Genomic DNA, 18824 nt, shown 5'->3' on the forward strand with positions numbered 1-18824 from the left:
CACACCGCCATCGGGAGCAAGCCCCCTCCCACAGGTTAATCTTCGGCGCTGCCTTCCGCGCGCCAGTAGCCCACGGCCTTGAGGTATTCCTCGTTGACCTTGTGCGTCTCCAGTAATACCCGCCGCACCTGGCGCGACACCTTGGTTTCGGTCGCGACAAAGCTGTACAGCGTGCCGCCGGGCAGCGTCAGGTTGCGTACCACGTCGAGCAGGTCGTCCTGGCCGCGCAGCACCCAAATGATTTCAACATCCGCCGCACTTTCCAGTGTCTGTTGCTCGGCGGCATCGGCAATTTCAATCACCGCCAGCACCTTGCGCCCGGCGGGTAATTCTTCCAGGCGTCGCCCGATGGCGGGCAGGGCGGTTTCGTCGCCGATCAACAGGTAGCTGTCGAAGATATCCGGCACGATCATCGAGCCCCGTGGCCCACCGATATACAGGTGCTGCCCGACTTGCGCCTGCTCGGCCCAGGTCGACGCCGGGCCGTCGCCGTGCAGCACGAAGTCGATATCCAGTTCGCCAGTGCCCAGGTCGAAACGCCGTGGCGTGTAATCGCGCATTGAAGGTTGCGGGCCGTCGCCCTTGATGCTGAAGGTCGGGCTTTCCAGCGCGGCTTGCTCGGCGGCGTTCTGCGGGAACAGCAGCTTGATGTGATCATCACTGCCCAGGCTGACAAAACCCGCCAGTTCCGGCCCGCCCAGCGTAATGCGGCGCATGCGTGGGGTGATATCCACTACTCGCAGTACCTGCAGGCGGCGGCGTTTGATCTCGTGGGTCACGCGATGGATGGTGTGTGTGTTCATTGATCTCTCCCGTCGGCAATGGCTTGAGCGGTGCGATTGAGCAGCGTCGCGACACGAACGATTTCTTCCGGGCTCCAGCGCCCGTGGTGCGAATGCAGGGCATGGCGCAGGTTGTGCACCGCCTCGTGAATTTCCGGTGGGCGGTCGTGGCCGCGCAGCGAGCGTTTGCTGACGTCGATGCGCATGCGCACGCCGTCCAGGGCAACGGCTTGCTCGTTAAGAAAGAGACGACCGGCGTCGGTGATTGTGTAATGTTTTTTCCCGCCCTGGGCGTCACCGCTGATCAACTCGCTCTCTTCGAGGAAGGTCAGGGTGGGGTAGATCACGCCGGGACTGGGGCTGTACGCACCGTCGAAGAGGTTTTCGATGCGGCGGATCAGGTCGTAGCCATGGCACGGTTGCTCTGCGATCAGCGCCAGCAGCAACAGCTTCAGGTCGCCTGGGGCGAAAACCCGTGGGCCGCGACCGCCGCGTTTTTCAAAGTCACCGCGATGTTCAGGCTTCATGATGGTCCTCCTCTGCGCTCATTTAGATATAACTTAAGATATATCTTGTGGTGTGCGCCAGTCTCTGCCGACCAGCGGTCAGGGCCAGGTTTGCGCACGGCGTGCAACGGCCTTTAGTTGAAAGCTGCTTGGAGGATAATCAAATTAGAGTTATAACTTTAATTAGAGCTGATACTCGAAAGTGCGCCGACGTGCCTGATTATTTGAAGCTTGTTTTGTTTGTCTAGTGCACGTCCTTTCAATGTTTCACGCCCTCTGTATTATGCGCATGTAGTTCAATTCCTACGGACACTTTTAAAGTTTTGGCAAAATGCCATCTTTTTCACGCGGCGCCTGTTTACAAGGGCTACGCGTATATTGGAATGCGCCTGCATACCTGCTTTTAGTTTGGGTCGATTATTGCCTGGCAGCGCACGGTGCAACTAACCGGCGCGGTTGTTCGTTGTTCGAGGATGCTCTTGGCGACGAAAAAATCAATAAGTTTTCCAACTACAGGTATTGACTCCATGTTCAAAAAGTTTGCTGTTGCTGCCCCTCTGGCTATTCTGGCCCTGTCTTCCTCGGTAACAGCCTTTGCTGCCGGAGAAGCCAGCCATACCGTCAACATCAAGGCGACTATCCCGACCACCGTTTTCCATGCACAACCGCGTGACCCGAACTGGGGTCGTGACGAAACCATGACCTATAACCTGGTCAGCGGCGAGCTGGCGCCCCTGAGCGCGATCTACGACATCAAGAACACCAACGGTTCGGTCCACGCCTACATCGAAGGCGGCCCGGCTGTACTGTTCAATGGTGACGCTGCGCAGAACATCGCGCTCACCACCAGCCTCAACGGCGTCACCCTGACCGGCACGCCTCAGGAAGTGGTCAACGAAGCCGACTCCACCCCAGGCGTGGGCGCCGAAATGCGCATCGTCGCGGCCAAGCCTACCGCCACTCAACGCGGCTCCTACACCGCAGTGATGCCGGTGGTATTCGACGCCGTATTGCCGACGCTTTGATGCCAATGCATGCCCGTTAACCACGGGCACCTGCTTGCAGGTCGGCTGATTTCCTCCTCTGTCCGCCGGCCTGATTTTTTCTCTCTTGGCATTCAGGGTATCCGTTCATGTTTCCGATGACGCCTATCGCGGCTGCGCTCGCGCTGCTGATGTGTACGAGTGCGTTGGCGGCACCTGCTGCTTCCGGCGCTGCAACCCCTGGCAGTCTGATCGCCCAGGCCCAAGGCCTGCCCGCAGGTTTCAGCGATCACTTTTTCGACGTGCCGCTGGCAGTGCGCGTGGATCTCGATCGGCAACTGCTGGGCGAGGCGCTGATCGTCTTGTCGCGGGATGACCGTGTGACCCTGCTCGAATTTACCGATACCGGCGACAGCAAAGTCCCGGCCGCCACCCGTGATACCTGGCAGGCGCTGCTGGAGAACGGCGTGGCATTGGGGGCCTGCACCCAAACCTGCCCGGAGAAGATGATCTCGGCGTTCTACAACCTGGAAAACTCCCAGCTCGCGATCCTCACCCAGGACGTCGAACGCAGTGATGACACCCCGCGCTTCTACGACCAGCCGCAAGGCGGCAGCCTCGGGTTGATCATCAATAACCAGCTCAACCTCAACGGCAGCCAGGAAGACAGCCTGGGCGGACGCTACGGCTTGCAAGCCAGTTCAAGCCTCGGCAACTGGAGCCAGGTGCTCAACCTGCAACTGGCGCGGCAAAGTGGCGATGAGGAACAAGTACGCCATGCGATCCATGAGCTGTATACCCAGCGTGAACTGGAAGGGCAGTTTTTCCGCCTCGGCCACTTCACCCCCAATTCCGATGGCCTGACCCGTCAACTGCGCAGCTTCGGTGCCAGCCCCGATACGGCGCTGGGCCTGATGTATGGCAGTTCCGACAGCCTGGCCATCAACAACTCCAAACCCAGCGTGTATCCGATCTACGTAACCGCCAACCGCCAGGCAGCGGTTGAGATCTACCGCAACGGCTTGTTGATCAACACCCAGGCCGTGGCGGCCGGGCTGCAAACCCTGGATACCCGGCCACTGCCCGGCGGCATCTATGAGGTTGAAGTGCGCCTGGTGGAGGACGGCCTGACGACCAGCACCACCCAGGAACTGGTGTACAAACCCAGCAACTGGCGCAACGCCGAAGACCGCTGGCGCTACAACGTATTTGCCGGACGCGAGACCAAGCTCCTCAGCAACTGGGATGAGCAGGCCTCGGGCGCGGTGACGGCCGGTGCGTCGCTCAACTACCTGGTGCACCCGCGCGTGATCCTCGGCCTGTCGGCCCGCCAGGTGCGCGAGCAGCTGCAATACGGCGGGTCGATGGACTGGACGGTGGCCAACAACACCAGCGTCTATGCCAACCTGTACCAGACCCAGGAGCATGGCACCGGCCTGGACCTGCAAGGGCTCTACACCCTGGGCTCGACCAACCTGGTGTTCAGCCATAACCGCAGCTGGCTGGACACCCGTGACACCTACGAAACCCTGCCGGATGGTACGCGCCTGCGCCGCAATACCTTCGTGGGCGAGGCCAGCAATACCGCGTTGTCGGTCAACCACCGGCTCGACGCGAAAAATACCCTGAACATGCGCCTGTCCCACAGTGAGGGCAATATCGAGGGGGCCGGGCTGGACCTGGGCTGGAGTCGCCACGACAACCTGTTCGGCAGCGACGCCAACTGGCGATTCTCGGTGTTCGACCGGCCCGGCAGCGCCGGCACCAACGACGCGCGCAATCGTGGCGTGGATGTGAGCGTGAGTGTCAACCTGGGCACTGAAGGCCGGCAGATTTCCGGCAGCATCGGCACCCGCACCGCCCGAGACGGTGGGCGCGATAACAATGCCTCGGTGACGGTGCGCCAGGACCTCACCGACCACATGCTGCAAAGCGTCTCCGCGACCGCCATCACCGATACCTACGGCGTTGGCCTGTCGGGCATGGCCAGCTTCAATACCAGCGCGGTCAGCGGTGACGGCTTTGTGCAGCGCAGCTCCTTCAACGGTGACCTCAGTGGTGGCTTGAACCTCAACAGCACCTTCGTTGCCGGTGCCGGCAAGATGTTGCTGAGCAGCCAGTACCAGGGTAACGGTGCGGGGATGATCATCGACGTTGAAACCGACCTTGACGCAATCGAACTGCGCGCCGACGACCTCGGTGGCGGCGGTGCGATCCTGCGGCCGGGGCGCAACTACGTGCCGGTCTCGGCCTACAAGAGCAGCAGCGTGAGTTTCGACTTTGAAGGCAACCACCCGCCGGCGGCCAATATTCAACCAACCCGCGCCAGCTATCACCTGAACAAGGGCGGTGTGGACTATCGAAAAATCACCGTAATGAAAACCGTCACTGTGCTTGGCCGGTTGCTGGACGAACGCGGTACACCGCTCAAGGGGCATCACGTGATCAATCACGCCAGCCGTGGGGTCAGCGAGGTGGACGGATTTTTCTCGATGGAAATGAGTTCCAGCGCGCCCACCTTGCAAGTGCGCTACCAAAACCAGCTGCTTTGCCAGTTTCGTCTGGACCCAAGCAATGCGCCGAACGAAAACGACGTGTTGATGATTGGTGACTTGCGCTGCACGCCGGACACCTTGGCCGAAGCTAACTATCACGCCGAGACCGCCGGTTGACGGCGGTTGAAACTGGAGTTCATGACCTTGATTACCGCAACCAAAAAACGCCTGGGCCTGTGTGCTTTAGCGCTGGTCCTGGGCGCTTACAGCCTGCCGGCGCTGGCGATTGTCGAGCAGATCACGGCGGTGTTTCGCCCCGACCCTGCCAACCCGACGAATAACAAATTCGTCAACACCACCCCGCAAAGTGGCTTGTGTCCCTGGCACGTTCCGGCTTTGTGTGAGGCGGCGAATATCTTCAGTATTCGTAACACTGCGTTTCGCGCCTATTCCACTGGGCCAATCGCGGCTTTCCCCGAGGATCCGCGCCAGAGCGCCTATTTCAAGGTGCCGTCGGCCTTTCGCGACCTGCCAGTGACGCACACCGTCACCGGCCGCACGGAGAGGGTACAGATGCGTATCGCCGGTATCGGTGGCCGGTGGAATGTTTCCTACCCTCCGGGCGTGTCCGGCTGGGCGACGCCAGGTGTGGGTTGGAGCACTTATTGGCGAGGGGCGCCCGCACCGTGCAAGCCGATCAATTACATCGCGTCAGGAACCTCGTTCGCGTTGTTTTTCTGGATCGTGCCGGAGAACGCCGATGCGTGCAGCGTCACCAACGGTATGGATATTCCGGCGATGAGCTATACCACGCTTGAGTACGGTTATGAACTCAAGACGCCGAACCCGTTGGGCATGGACGCCGGTACCTATGAAGGCTCCATCACCTACACCATGGGGCCGGGCGGTGATATGGATTTCGGCAACGCCATGATCCCCGACGAAACGGTCCTGACCTTCAATTTCATCCTGTCGGTGGAACATGTGCTCAAGGTCGACCTGCCGGCCGGCGCCAATCGCATCGAGCTGCTCCCCGAGGGCGGCTGGCAAGCCTGGCTCAACCAGGGGCGGCGCCCGTCGCGATTGTGGCGCGACCAGACCTTTGCGATTTCCGCCAGCTCACGTTTCAAGATGACCCTTGAGTGTGGCCTGGTCATCGGCAACACCTGCGGTCTGCGCAACAGCGACGGTGACGAAGTGCCGCTGCAAGTGGCCGTGAGCCTGCCCTATGGCTTGCGTGACCAGCACGACCAGAGCGTGAACGAACTGCCCCTGCGTCTCGACGGCGTGGGCACCGAACTGTTCCAGCCAACGCAATACGTGAACAACCGCGAGGGCAAGTTGCATTTCGAAGTGGCCAGGGATGACGTCGCCGACATGCTCAAAAAGCCCGGCAGTACCTATTCCGGCGTGGCCACGGTGATCTGGGATTCGGAAGTCTAGCGGGCATTGCCCCGCATATCGGCTCCCGCAGCGGGCGGTGAGCCGCGTTCAATCAATGAGGCGTAAGCAAACATGAAACATGCAGTGTTAGGGGCTGGGCTGTTGCTGATGTCGTGGGCGGCGCAGGCCGGGCCGGCGATCAATGTCGGCGTGGTGTACGACTACCTGGAAGGCGACCGCAGTTCTTATCTCAAGCGAGTGTTCAATGGGGGCACCAGCACCGCCTTTATCAAGGTCAATGTGCTGGAGATCGTCTACAGCGCCGACGGCACGTCCAGGGAAGTCCCGGTCGCCTCCCTGACCGACGACAAGGGTGGCGCCACCAGCCGTGACGGTCTGATGGCCAGCCCGGCGCGGCTGATCGTCCCGGCGGGCGGGCGCCAGGGCACCCGTCTGCTGTACATGGGCCAGCGCGACAAAGAGCGTTACTTCCGGGTGCGCTTCATCCCGGTGATACCGGAAAAGGACGACGACTTTGCCGTTACCGATGGCGAGCGTGACGCGTACAGAAAGGATTTGGCGGCCGGGGTCAACATCATGGCGGGCTACGGCACCGTGTTCTTCGTGCGCCCCAAGGACACCCGCTTCGATACCAGGGTCGGCGAGACTGCCAGCCAGTACACCCTGCGCAATGCCGGTAACAGTGTGGTGGTGCTCGACGAGTTCCGGGACTGTTCGGTGGCGAAAAAAACCGACTGCGAAGCCACCACCAAGCACCACATCCTGCCGGGCCGTCAGTGGACGCTGGAGAAGAAACCCGGCCGCGAGTACCGCTTCCAGATGATTGAAGGCCGCGACAAAAAACCGATGACGGTCAACAGCAACGGGTGATGACAATGTTCAAGCAACTGACGGTATGGGCGGCGTTGATCGCAACGTTGTCCATCGGCGGGCCGGCACAGGCGTTTCAGGAGCGCCAGAGTTTTGAGGTGTCGGTGACTATCCCTGTTCATGAGGCCTATGTGTTGCCCTCCGAACCCGACTGGATGGGGCAGGACCAGGTACTGGCATGGGACCTGGCCACCTCCAGGCTCGGACGCCTGCGCAAGAACTTCGACGTGAAGAACCTCAATGGCGGTGTGGCCGCCCGCCTGGGGGACATGCCTTATCTGTTGAGCGGCCGCGACCGTATTGATTTGCGCGTGCTGTTCAACCGGGTGCCCCTGACCCTGGACTCGACCCGGGTACTCAGCGCCGACGAGGCGGGCATGGGCCGGCGCGTCGAGCTGGAGATTGCTCCGATCGAGCCCGAGGGGGGCTACCAGGGCGGTGCCTACTACGGCACGGTGCACCTGATGTTCGACTATCTGGCGCCCTGAGCCTTCGGTTCCATCAAGTGCGGTTCTTGCGTGCACCTGCCCGGTTCAGCGCGGCGCGGGTCAGGTCTCGCAGCCACTGATTGTGACGGTATCCCAGCTCGTTCAGGGTTGTATCGTATTGCGCCGCACTCATGGGGTTGCCGGATAATACGCCGGCTTCATCCAGTTCCAGCGCCTGCGCCAGGTCGCGCAGTTTTGCCAGCAGGGCTTGCCGATCGGTCTGCGGCAGGTCCTGTGACTGAGCGTATTGCGCTTGCAGTGCCTGTAGTTCATCGAGCTGGAGGTACTTGCGGTCAAAGGCGGTGTCATTGTTCCATTTGGCGGTGGGGTTATGCTGCTCAAGGTAACGCTCCCAATGCGTGTCCAGCAGCATCTGATTGACCAGGCCGTCACCTTCTTCGAGCCTTTCGACCGCCGCGGCGACCTTGTCGATCTGTGCGGGGGTCACGTCAGCCAGTGTGCGGTAAGTCATATGCGACGAGAGCCAGGGCAGGTCCAGTCGGTCCGCCAGGCTGCTGCGATAGGCCAGATGAATGCCCGCTTCGTCGACCTCCCCATGCTCGCCGTCGATGACCTGCGACCATAGCCGTTGCCCCAGCCCGCCCTGGTCTTTGGGCTTGAGGCGGTGGGCGATATCTTCGCCGATGGCTTTGCCCATATACGCATCGCGCGCGGCGCCGCGGGTCAGCACCACCAGCCTGGCTTCAAGCTCCTCTGGTGATGTGCTGGTACGATGGGCCTCACTGGCTAGCACTTCGACACCGAGTTTCTGAAAGATCAACGCGCCCGCGTCGGGGCACAATCCAGGGTAGCGGGTATCCTTGAATACGCGTTCGCGCAAGTCGCTGTCGGCTTCGACCGCCTGCAGCAGGCGCCACACCCGCTGGCTCAATTCAGTCCGGTTGCTCTGGTAGGCCAGGCGGTCCTCTTCGGCTTGAAACTCATCGGGTTCCTCAAGCGATCCGATCACTTCAAACAGGCCCTGGGAGCCCGGTTCCTTTTCAATCTCATCCCACAGTTGCCGATGGCGCTCGCGCTCTGTCGGCTTGATGTAGGTCAGCCAGGGTTCGCTCTGGCCTTTGGGCGCATAGGTGCGCAGCGCGTCCAACCCCACTGACTCGCGATATTCGGCGAGCAAGTCCTGAAAGTCCGAGGTGAGCCTGCTTTGGTCCAGCCGTGTGCGGGCGATGATGTCGGCCTCATCCGAGCCCGGGGCGACATGGGGCAACCGGGTGATCGGGTTCTCGCTCAGGTCCAGTTGGAATCCGCGCGCGCGGGATTGGCCGATGAGCCCGGCGGGCCAGTCGTTTATCTGTGTATCGCGCAGGTTCAGCAGGGTCAGGGCCGGCATCTGGCGGATGTCCGGTGCCTGCCCCAGCGGGTTACCGGCCATTTCAAGCTGTTTGAGGCGCTTGAGCCGGGCGAGTGTCGACATGGCCGCCTCATCCAGCACGATGGCATTTCCTTCCAGGTACAAACGGCGCAGGCGTTTGAGCTTGCCGAGGGTCTCAGGCAGCCGGGTGAGTTTGTTGCGACTCAGGTCGAGGTCGCGCAGATGCGGGAAATTGTCGAGAAAGGCGGCATGGCTATCGGAAAATTCACAACCGCGCAGGTCCAGGTCGCTGATGTGGTTCAGTGGCACATTGAGGGTGGGCAGTTCGTCGGGCAGAGGGGTGTTGAACAAGTCCAGGGCGATACCGCCACGGTGTTCGAAGCTGTCGTCCAGATGCACCGTCAGGCCGTTGCTCCAGCCGTCATAGAGGCGGGTCGCGACTTCCGCTCGACGCTTGCGCACTTCCGGTTCCAGCAGGGTGCTTTCCCAGCGCGTCGGACTTTTTATGTAAGTATCGAGCTGATGGAACAACTGCTGTTTTTGCGACTCCATCTGCGTCAGCGTTTGCTCGCCTTCGGCTGTGCCCAGCGTGATGGACAGACGTCGAACGCTGTCTTTGCTCATTGCCGGAAGTAACAGCTTGATGCGCTCTTCAATGGTTTTGGGCTGCATGTCATAGCTGTCGACGCGGGACATTTTGCACAAGGCACCGCCGCCCAGCAGCACTTCGGTCTCGGGCGCAGGTCGTTTGCGCACGGGAGGTTCGGCCAGGGCCAGGCGTCGCTCGGCGGGCGTCTGATTGCGTTCGATCACCCATTGGCGCAGTTGCTCACCTTCGCCGACGGCGAAGAGGGGCGCGCGTTGCGGGTCCTGGGCCAGGGTCCAGAGCAGGGACTCGTACAAAGTGGCGGCAGCGCTCAGCGGCTTGGCATCGGCGTCGAACACCGCATAGTGCCCGTCCATGCTGCGCACCAGGGTGCGGGTCTGGAGCGCATTGGCATCGCCGACGCTGCAGCGCAAAGGGCCGCCGGGGCTGCCGTCGCGCAGGTCGACTTTCAGGTTGGCGAACGCATCGCTGTGCAGACGCAAGGTGTTGAGCACCAACCGTTCGCTTTGCACCGAGGGTTGATGATGCGGGTAGAGCCCTTCGACAGCGCGGCTGGCCTGGTTGTCGAAGTCCAGCTCGCGTGCCAGGCTTTTGAGACGCAAGGGCAGGCGCTGCTCGTGCGTCATCACCGTGGACTCTTCTGGCCAGGCCTGACTGAGCAGCGCGTTGGCGCAGCTCAGCGGCAGCTCGGGAACGTTCTGGCGCACCAGGGCAACGTGCGGGTCGCTGCTGACTTGGCCCAATTGATAATGGCTGTTGGCGATATGACCGCCAAAGCCGTCGACGTAGTCCGCCAGTCGATTGCGCAACGCCTGCACCTGTTCGGCCGGGGGCAAGCTGTCGCCCAGTAACGCAGTGATCTGTTGTTCGTCGAAAAAAACCAGCACGCGCTCCGGCAGCCTGGCAGCCATTACGTCGGCCAGGCTGATGGTCAAGGTATCTGCCGGTGCGGCGTCGGCGTTGCCATATTTACGCGACTCGCCGCTCAGGTCGCTGTTGTGAAATACCTCCAGGGCTTTGTCTGGCGGCCAGCCGGGGAGTTCTGTGACGGCCTGTTCGAACCAGTAGGAATACGGCTCGAGTGTTTGGCCTGTGCGCATCCTGCGGGCTGATTCTTCGGCAAACCGGCCCGCTTGAAAGCGCTCAAGGCTGTCGGCCAACAGCGGCGCAGAGGGTCGGTTGCGCACGTACATGTGGCGCAGATGGTCCGGTTCGCTGCCACTGATGACCCGGATCTGTTCGAGCTGCTCGGTACTCAGCGCCTGGGTGGCGGGACTGATCCGGCGCATCAGCGTGTGATCGTCCCAACTGCGGGGTTGTTCACCTTCATGCACCCAGGCACCGCTGCCATTGAAGCGTATCTTCGGTTGATAGGCGTGTGGCCGGCGGGGATGCACGATGCGCTGGTGAGGCAGTTGGGGGTCGTGTTCGATCTGATAGTGGTTGTCTGCGTGTGCCAGCCAGTGTTTTTGAGCATGCTGATATAAGCCTTGTGCGTCAGGCAGGGTGCCTTTGGGCAGGCTGATGCTTTGCTGGTACGGCGAAAGGTCCGGGTTCCACAAGCGTTTTTCGCCGCCGGCAAGTTCCACGGGGTGCAACCCTTCGACGAAGGGCGACGGCGTGAGTGCAAGCGTCTGGCCTACCGCGCCGGCACCCGCCCAAACCCCCAGTTGCACTACCGCCTGAGCCACCTCCATGGCGTGAGCAATCGCTTGCAGCCCGTCACCCTGTGCCCAGTCAACGATGCCTTCGAATACCTCGTTGGCCACCTGGTAGGCGGTGTAGGCGAGCATCAACTCCCCCAGGAACGGCACGAATGGCGTGACCACCAGTAACGCAGCATTAAGGATGTCCGACAGCATCTTGCCCAGGTTGTCCCACCAGGCCCAGCGGGCCATCAGGTCTGCATAGGCGGTGGTGATGGCAATTTCCCGGGTATCGTTGACGATCTTGTTGAGTTTGACCCGGTACAGGTAATGCCACAGCGTGTCGGGTTCGGAGTGGCCGGAGGGAGGGCGGTTCTGGTAATCGTCAAAGATGTTTTGCACGCTGAAGTGCAACTGCGGCGTGTCAACCGGGATGGTTTGCCAGCTGGGGCCGCTGTCGGTGCGTTTCTTCTGATGCCATTGCACCTTGAACAGGCGGTTTTGCAGCTCGGCGAAAAAATAGCCGCGTTGTTTATGGTCCACAAACTGACTGAAGAATTGCCGGTAGGTGGCTTTGGAAAGTGCCTGGCCTTTTTCATCGAGGGTCGTGGTGCTGTCGCGCAGTTGGCGTGTCAGTTCGTTCATGAACTCGACCGGCGAGGCGTACTCCTTCAACGGGTGCTCGGGGTCTTCGGGGATGAAGGCCAGCAAGCGCTCGATGTGTTTGTCGCGACCTTGTGGCGCGGCAATCAGCACAATGCCGCTCAGTTGGGCATCCAGCAGGCTCAGGTTGTAGTACTGCACCGCAATGCCACCCAGGGCCGGGGCCGGCTTGCCCTCGGCGATATCCAAGAGCAATTGCCGGGCATCGTCTTGGATATGCCCTTGCGACAGGGCGACACAGGCGGCGTTTTTCAGCGCTGCCTTATCGCAGGCAATCACCTTGCGGCGCAATTTATCGGCCTGCACCTGATTGTTGAACCCCAAAACTTTCAATAATCGCGTCTGGTATTGCAGGCCAATATTCAGGCTGCGGCACAGGCTTTTGAAGCCCGACGCGGTCAAGGCCTGGCCGCTGGTGCGCGAGGTGAGCTGGAGAATGTTTTGCTGGCCCTGAGCGTCCGCCCTGGACAAGAACGCAAAGTCGGCAAATTGCTCGCCGGCAAAAAAAATTATGCAGGGCTGCGTCCAGTAACGATACGGTCCGGCTGGTCACGCCTTTGCGTATGCCAATGGCCCACCAGCTGTTTTTAGCGGGGGCATAAAGACGAATAAAGGTGTTTTTTACGTCAATGTTGCCGTATTCACGTAAGGCATTTTTGAGCAGGGGCTCAGCGAATGTATAAATGTCTTTTACGTATTTGAATGTTTCATCCACCGTATTCCGGGCAGTCCAATGCTCGGCCATGGCTTCTTTCGACGCCGTGTTCAGGGTTCTGTCGATAGACGTGATTCGTGTGTAGACGCAGGGGCTCGCGGCCTGCACCGCGCGAACGCGGGCCAGCGTTGTCGAGCTGAGCCAACCGGGTAGTGCACGCTTGATAAAGTCAAAGTGAATACCCTTTTCTGCATGGCTTGCAGCGTGTTGATAAGGAGACTCGAATAACATGTTCAGGTTGCCTTTAGAGGATCAGTCCAGGGCTGCCCGGCACTTGGGCCGGGCAGGGATAAACGTGAGAAGTTGACAGTGAGTGGTGCTTCAGCCGACAGGCGTCGGCTAGCGATCAGAGGGCAGGCAACGTCCCCTTCACCTGTCGCAGTGGCTCGCTTGGCTGGGCCGCCCTGGAGACAGGCGACAGCTTCACCTCTGTCTTAAGCTGCGCTGCCAGGTTTTCCAGGGTCGTATAGGACCTGCCTTGCAACTGCGGCCAACGCTCGACAAAAAATTCCCCGGTATCGTTAATTTGAATGGGGGTGGACACAATCGCTCCGCTCTCGGAACGGTGCAGCACATTGGCGTGGGTGGCTGAAGGCTGCTCGATCAGGAACTCGTTGATGTTCCTCAGCCATGCGCGGTCCGGCACCGCCTTGGGAAACGGCATGGGCTTACCGGCAATACCGGCGTGCAACGTGAAGTCACTGCGCAGGGTTTTTGTTCCGGGGGAGCCAATCTGACCTTCGACGAGCTCCCATCCTCCCCGCTGCAGCGGCAATGCCTGGGTGGGGTGGACATCGCGTATCCTCAAGCTGACGCCATCCTGCAATTGGGCAATGCCCGGGACACCCAGGTGCAGGTCACAGTGGGCATCCCCGATGAGCCCGACCCATCGATGCGGGCCCTGTGCCAGTTGGTCAGCCTTGATCACCTCATTGGCGAAATAGCTGAACAGGTTCATGCGGGCCTTGTCCCCGTACATGCGCTTGACGTGATAGCTGGCTGTGCAGTCGAGCGCCCGCACCCGAATGCCCGCCTTGTTCGCGGCCTTGACCACATGGGTGTAAGTGTCGGGCCCGGTATAACCGCGCATATGGCCGGCATCCTGCGCGCTCAGGTAGCGTTTGAGGTTTTTCGGCATTTCGCTGGTGCGCAAGAAAACCTCCAGCTCTGCCTGATGCAGATCGGTGAGCAGGTGCTCCAGGTACAAGGTCTCCACGCCCTCCTGCTTCAACAGCTTCATGTGTTTGATCAGGAACCGTTTGCTGTAGGTATCAAGATGGGACTCGCCGATAACCAGTCCCCGTATCTTTTTATACAACTGCGTGATGAACGCCTTCTCGCTGGTCGCCGTGGCAAGGTCGGCGAAATCCGGGCGTGGCAGTGGCGTGTAGGCGGCCAACGCCTGTTTGGCGGTTTCATCCAGGCGACTGCGTGTTTGCTTGAACGCCTGGTGCGCCGGATGGTACGGGTCTCCCGTTCGAGGCCCGTAGAGGGGGTCAAGGCTGTCATGCCTATGCACCATCTCGTCCAGGTCCGGTTTGAACGACGCGGGCAGATCAAACTCATGGTAATGAGACGGTGACGGGGGGGCCGGTACCGCTCTTGAGGGGCCGGCCGTCGGCAAGGTTTGGGCGGTTGTGGCCATTGTCAGCCTGTAATCGCCCCGCGACAGCGCGGCGGCGGATGTATCAGGCAGGATGCCCACTGCCTGGCCAGGGGTAGCATCCTCCACACGCAAGGCGATGACATTCTGCAAGTCAGCCAGGCCCGGCACCTCGTCGGTACTGCCTATGCGACTGTGATCTACCAGGGCGATCCAGCCATCATCGGGATCGTTTTGCGCGAGGGCTTTGTGGGAATAGAAATTTCTGAGCTGGCTGTTGCGCGGGATAAACCGCTCTTTGTCAGACAGCTCCAGCGCGTGTTCCAGATGATAGGAACTCGAGGCGTCCACGCCGTCGATTGCGACCTTGTGCCTGTGGGCTTCGAGCATCAGTTTACGGAAGGTAAACGGCGCATCCGCGCCCCAGCCCAAACTCGCATCGACGCGCGCCAAGTGGTCGCCGACCTTTTTCAAGGCGTACGCAAGGTTGCCCTTGGTTTCGCCATTGATGATTTTGAGTTTGGTGCGGAAAACGTCGGCCGGCAGGTTTTCGATGTGCAAGCGCTTGAGTCCTTGTGCTGCCAGGGCCGGCAGGTTTTCGATCAGTAACTGCTTGCTGGCAACGCTGGTGTTGGAGGCGCCAATGATCAGCCGCTTCTTGAGTGGGAACAGGCTGGCAAGTACGGTAGACGGGCTGGAGTCGGGTGCCAGTACCGGCAAGCCGGTGCGGTCCGGGCGTGCTGGAGGCGAGGCGTAAAGTGCCTGCGTATCTTCAGTCAGGTGTTTCACCTGATTGCGGTAGCTGTCACGTAGAGGCTTCAAATCCAGATAGGCCCCTTCACGTGCGCCCTGCGCAATGGTGTCATCCGGATGACTGGTGATGGTGCGCACGTACTCAAGGTTGAGCGCTGATCTGAAGTACTTGCCTTGCTCGGGTGCAATTTCATAGCGCGCCAGGGACGGGTCGGCCTCCTCCTGGAGTAGCGTATAGGTCTTTCTGCGGCCACCTCCCGCAACCCCGGAACGAACCCAATGGCCATCGGCGTTCCGGTTGACCAGGCGTGCAGTCGACTGCATTTGCCCGGTGACGGGGTCATGGCGAAACAGCAGATACCGCCCCAGAGAATCCGGTGTGTGTTTGACCCAGAACTGATGGGTATCGAACATCACGGGTTTCATGCCGGCAGCAATACCGGGGTCAATATCGTTGATCAGCGTGGACTGTGTCAGCGCTTTGGTCACCGGTCTGATCGACAATGTATTGAAGGGGCCTTTAAGGGCCTGGCGAACGTCAAACAACACAGCACCGCCCACATTGGCCAGGTAGCCGATGTAGTGTCTCAAGGCGCCGGCCATGTCGCCCTGCTGGTAGGCGGTGATGGCGAGCATCGCGTCCTTGAAGGCCAACAAGCCACCCAGGCCCAGGCTCAACACGGGAAATGGAATGGTGGCGAGGGTGGTGACCAGTTCGACGCACGTCCAGACAATCCCCATGATCATCTCTGTGCGATTGACCGTGGTGGCAACCACATCGTCTATTTTTCGTTGCAGCACCCTGTTGTAGACATCGTTGCGCAGGTCGGTCAGGGTGGTGTCAGGCGTTGTCCTGTCATAGCGCGCTGGGCTCGGGGTCGTGCGGTCAATCGTTTCGGGCAGTCCATCGCGGGCAGTCGTCAGGAACGTGGTGATCCGCGCCTGGGATTGGACCGGCACCCGACCGTGCAGGTAAGCCGACACACCGTCGACTTTTTTCAGCCAGTAGTTGAACAGCTTCGCCTCACGAAAGCCGATGCCGTCGGGTGCGTTGGGGGTGTAGAGCAACACCTTGTTGTTTGCATGGCTGAACAGGTAGTTGCCCATTACCCAATCGCCGTCAATCGTCAGGCGGTGTACCTGATAAGTGGAGCGAGTCGCAGCCGCCGTGTCGCCAAGGCTGTCGATGGCTCGCTCCAGCCAGGTCAGGTCGAGCCGGGCGATATGGCCACGCAGGCAGCAGTCGAGCGCCGCGTATTTCATCTGCAGTTGGGTGATCGCCAGCGTGGCGTCGCGCCGTCTGGCGTAGCCGGGGCTGTTCGCGCTTTGCAATTTGGCGCGCACTTCGTCGGTGTAGCGTCGACCGATCCAGACACCGGTCACCGACCTTGACACGTTCTGCGGGGTCAGGCGGCTCAGGTCGACGCCCGCCGGCCCGCTGAACGTGGCCGAGGTGGAGAATTTCGGATCGATGAAGCCGACGTTGTCCGTGTAACCGTCGCGGTACAGCCTCGTATAGGTAATGGGCTTCGGCTTGCCGCCCAGCAGTGGCCAGGGCGCCGACACGAACACGCTGTCAGGGTCGACATCGTTCTGAGGACGGCCCAGCAGCGTGTTCAGGCTGAGTGTGGCCTTGGCATGCAGATAGGCATCGAAGGTGATGAAGTTGGCGTGCGAATCGGGCATGGCGTCATAGGTGCGCAAGGCACCTGCGGCATCGTCGGCAAGGCGGGTCAAACGGTTTCGGTCTGGCGGCTGGGCCGAGCGATACCAGAGCGGGGTGCTGTAGTCGTAATCGTCCTGCGCTGCGCTTTGCGAATGCACGACCATGGCGTCCAGGCATACCGTGTGCGAGCACACAGGGCCGAATGTCACCTCTTCGTGTTCCCTCGCGTCGGGCTTGAAGCCCAGACCTGCCAGGAACGTGCCCATCTTCGGCCGAAATCGCAGCGGGCATTGCTCCAACAGGTAGTCGCGCAGGGTGCGCCCCTTTGACCGGGTGTGGTCATCAGCCCAACTGATGATATGCGCCTGGCATTCGCGCTCGGTGGCGAATGCCTGGAACTGTCGCTCGCGCGGCGAGTTCGGGGAGCACAGCAACAAGCGCCGGACTTGGCCGGTGGCGTCCACCTCGCGCAATAGCCACAGGTCTTTGAGTTGCGCGCCGTGCAACAGCACGGTGCGTGCGCACAGGAGCGGGTTCGTACCGGCGCGCAAGGTGTCGAACAAGGCATGGTCCGCGTGGCTCAGGTCGCCTCGCAAGCGGGCGATAAAGGCCAGCAGCACCAGGCGATGATCAAACAGCTCGCGAGTCGCCCGTCTGAAGCGGGTCTCGGTCTGCATTTGCTTTTGCAGCGCGGCAAAGTCCAGGCGCGGTTGCAGGCCGGGTTCGCGGAGTATCTCGAGCAGGCTTTGCGCATTCAGCACGGCATGGTCGCCTTGCAGTGCCGCCCCCGCATACGTCAGGGTGGAGTTGGTCAAAAAATCCGAGCCGGGCAGCTCGTCGCCCGCATGCAGCCCGTCATGGCTTAATTGCACCAGACTGCGCGTTTGCTCATAGATGCCGACATGGGCGACATGGCGTCGGGTGGTGATATTCAGGTGGAGCGGGTCCAGGTCGTGGATTTCCAGCGCTTCGTCCAGATACTCGGTCAACTGGAAATGCGCCAGGGCCTGGGGCGAAGCGACAGGCCCCAGTAGCTCGATATAGGTTGCCCGGGCCTGATTGTAATCCTGCAGGCAACGACTCAGGGTTTGCTGATCCCTCGCAGCCGCGTTGCGGTACCAGTCCGGCAGGCCGTTGTATACGCTGCGCTCCAGCAGCCGTTGGCGCCTGAACGCCAGGCGCGACGACAAATCCGGCAGTGCGGCCTTCACCGCGTCGTCCAGTGCCGACTGGAGCAGCGTTGCCTCGTGCAGCGGGTTTCCGACCAGGCTCAATGCCCGTTCGATGTCCTGGCTGCGCTTGTCGATGATCGCGTTGTAGGTATGTTCGAACAAGGGCTCGCCGCGGATGGGCAGCAATTGCAGTGGCCAGATATCGTCGACGTCCAGCGCCTGATAATGCACAGGCAGGTGTTGGCAGAACTCCTCGTGGCCTGCCGGCAACGCTAGCGTCGGCTTGAGTCGCTGGTCGAGTTGCGCCAGCGAATCGAAGGACTCCAGGCCTCGGTTTGGGGTGAACAACAGCACCTGGCCGAGGTCCTCTCCCGAGGTCAGGTTATCCACAACCGGGCTGGATTTGCGCGTAAGCACAAAGGCCCCGGCAAACTCCACGGTTTTGTCCTGGTAGCTGAAGTTGAGCGAGTACATCCCCGGCCGATAATCCGCGCCCCGGGAGCAGTCTTCAACCATGCGTTGTTCTGCCGGGGCCAGCAGGTAATCGCGCACATCAAGCCTGGCCTGCTGCTCCAGCGCGCCAAGCCCCGCCGTCTGGGCGAGATAGCTCTTGCGGCCCAGACCACTGACTGTGCTGGCTTCGTCAAGGCCTCGCAGGTGTGTGTTCAGGTCGGTTTTGAGCTGGGCGAGCAGTGCTTTTCCGGCGGCTTGGGTGAGGTCCGCCTGCGTCAATGCCCCAAACAAACTGCGTGACCTCTCCAGCAGGACGTTGTTGGCGCTGATCAGGGTGGTATTGAGCTTTTCCAGTGCAAGCAGTTCAGCGGGTAATACGGCAGGCTCCTGGGTTTGAGTACGCAGCGCTGGATCAATTTCAAGCAGGTGAGTACGTATTTCTTGAAGCGTCGGTGATGCTGCTGGTGCGTTCGACGTGCTCATTGGCAATGTCCTCATGCTGATGGCGTGGACCATCAGCATGGGATGGGCGCGGGCTGTGTCGGCGGTAACTATTCAAAGTGCGTTGGTGTAGAGGGAATTCCCAGGCGCTCAAGTCGCGCCCTATGAATAGGGTTGTGCCTGAGGAATGCGCCTCCCACGGGGGCAGGAACCAGGGGCACGACTGGTTCCGGCTCGCGTGTGC

General features: G+C 60.9%; 10 protein-coding genes. 5 read left to right on the forward strand and 5 right to left on the reverse strand.

Features of this window, described 5'->3' with window-relative positions; genetic code table 11:
* Positions 1-35: 35 nt before the first annotated feature.
* Together BFQ00_RS19900 and BFQ00_RS19905 are read right to left on the reverse strand one after the other, a co-directional pair.
* The gene (locus BFQ00_RS19900; RefSeq protein WP_065934494.1) at positions 36-803 is read right to left on the reverse strand and encodes a siderophore-interacting protein; all 768 of its coding nucleotides are present in this window, start codon (positions 801-803) and stop codon (positions 36-38) included.
* A complete protein-coding gene (locus BFQ00_RS19905; RefSeq protein ID WP_065934495.1) occupies positions 800-1309 on the reverse strand; it encodes a PadR family transcriptional regulator in 510 nt (169 codons plus the stop codon). Before BFQ00_RS19905 ends, BFQ00_RS19900 begins: the two co-directional genes overlap by 4 nt.
* A 506-nt stretch (positions 1310-1815) precedes the next feature.
* On the opposite strand from BFQ00_RS19905, the gene BFQ00_RS19910 reads away from it, so the two are divergent.
* The 5 genes from BFQ00_RS19910 to BFQ00_RS19930 all read left to right on the forward strand — a co-directional run bounded on the left by BFQ00_RS19910 (position 1816) and on the right by BFQ00_RS19930 (position 7528).
* The gene (locus BFQ00_RS19910; RefSeq protein WP_065895711.1) at positions 1816-2313 is read left to right on the forward strand and encodes a CS1 type fimbrial major subunit; all 498 of its coding nucleotides are present in this window, start codon (positions 1816-1818) and stop codon (positions 2311-2313) included.
* 107 nt (positions 2314-2420) lie between these two features.
* On the forward strand, positions 2421-4943 hold the full coding sequence (locus BFQ00_RS19915; RefSeq protein WP_065934496.1) for a CS1-pili formation C-terminal domain-containing protein: 2523 nt from the start codon (positions 2421-2423) through the stop codon (positions 4941-4943).
* 21 nt (positions 4944-4964) lie between these two features.
* A complete protein-coding gene (locus BFQ00_RS19920; protein ID WP_065934497.1) occupies positions 4965-6209 on the forward strand; it encodes a hypothetical protein in 1245 nt (414 codons plus the stop codon).
* A 72-nt stretch (positions 6210-6281) separates the two neighbouring features.
* Positions 6282-7040 carry a pilus assembly protein gene (locus tag BFQ00_RS19925; RefSeq protein ID WP_065934498.1) on the forward strand — a complete coding sequence of 253 codons (759 nt, stop codon included), beginning with the start codon at positions 6282-6284 and terminating at the stop codon, positions 7038-7040.
* Between the two features lie 5 nt (positions 7041-7045).
* Positions 7046-7528, forward strand: coding sequence for a CS1 type fimbrial major subunit (locus BFQ00_RS19930; RefSeq protein ID WP_065934499.1), 483 nt, complete (start codon positions 7046-7048; stop codon positions 7526-7528).
* 13 nt (positions 7529-7541) lie between these two features.
* On the opposite strand, the gene BFQ00_RS19935 is transcribed toward BFQ00_RS19930, so the two are convergent.
* The 3 genes from BFQ00_RS19935 to BFQ00_RS19940 all read right to left on the reverse strand — a co-directional run bounded on the left by BFQ00_RS19935 (position 7542) and on the right by BFQ00_RS19940 (position 18622).
* On the reverse strand, positions 7542-12179 hold the full coding sequence (locus BFQ00_RS19935; RefSeq protein WP_256537000.1) for an NEL-type E3 ubiquitin ligase domain-containing protein: 4638 nt from the start codon (positions 12177-12179) through the stop codon (positions 7542-7544).
* Positions 12070-12723, reverse strand: a complete 654-nt coding sequence (locus BFQ00_RS30120; RefSeq protein ID WP_256537001.1) for a DUF6543 domain-containing protein — start codon at positions 12721-12723, stop codon at positions 12070-12072. Before BFQ00_RS30120 ends, BFQ00_RS19935 begins: the two co-directional genes overlap by 110 nt.
* Before the next feature lie 115 nt (positions 12724-12838).
* Positions 12839-18622, reverse strand: a complete 5784-nt coding sequence (locus tag BFQ00_RS19940) for a membrane-targeted effector domain-containing toxin (RefSeq protein WP_065934500.1) — start codon at positions 18620-18622, stop codon at positions 12839-12841.
* Positions 18623-18824 lie beyond the last annotated feature (202 nt).

The organism is Pseudomonas sp. 28 E 9, assembly GCF_900004785.1.
In the GTDB taxonomy this organism is placed as follows: domain Bacteria; phylum Pseudomonadota; class Gammaproteobacteria; order Pseudomonadales; family Pseudomonadaceae; genus Aquipseudomonas; species Aquipseudomonas orientalis_A.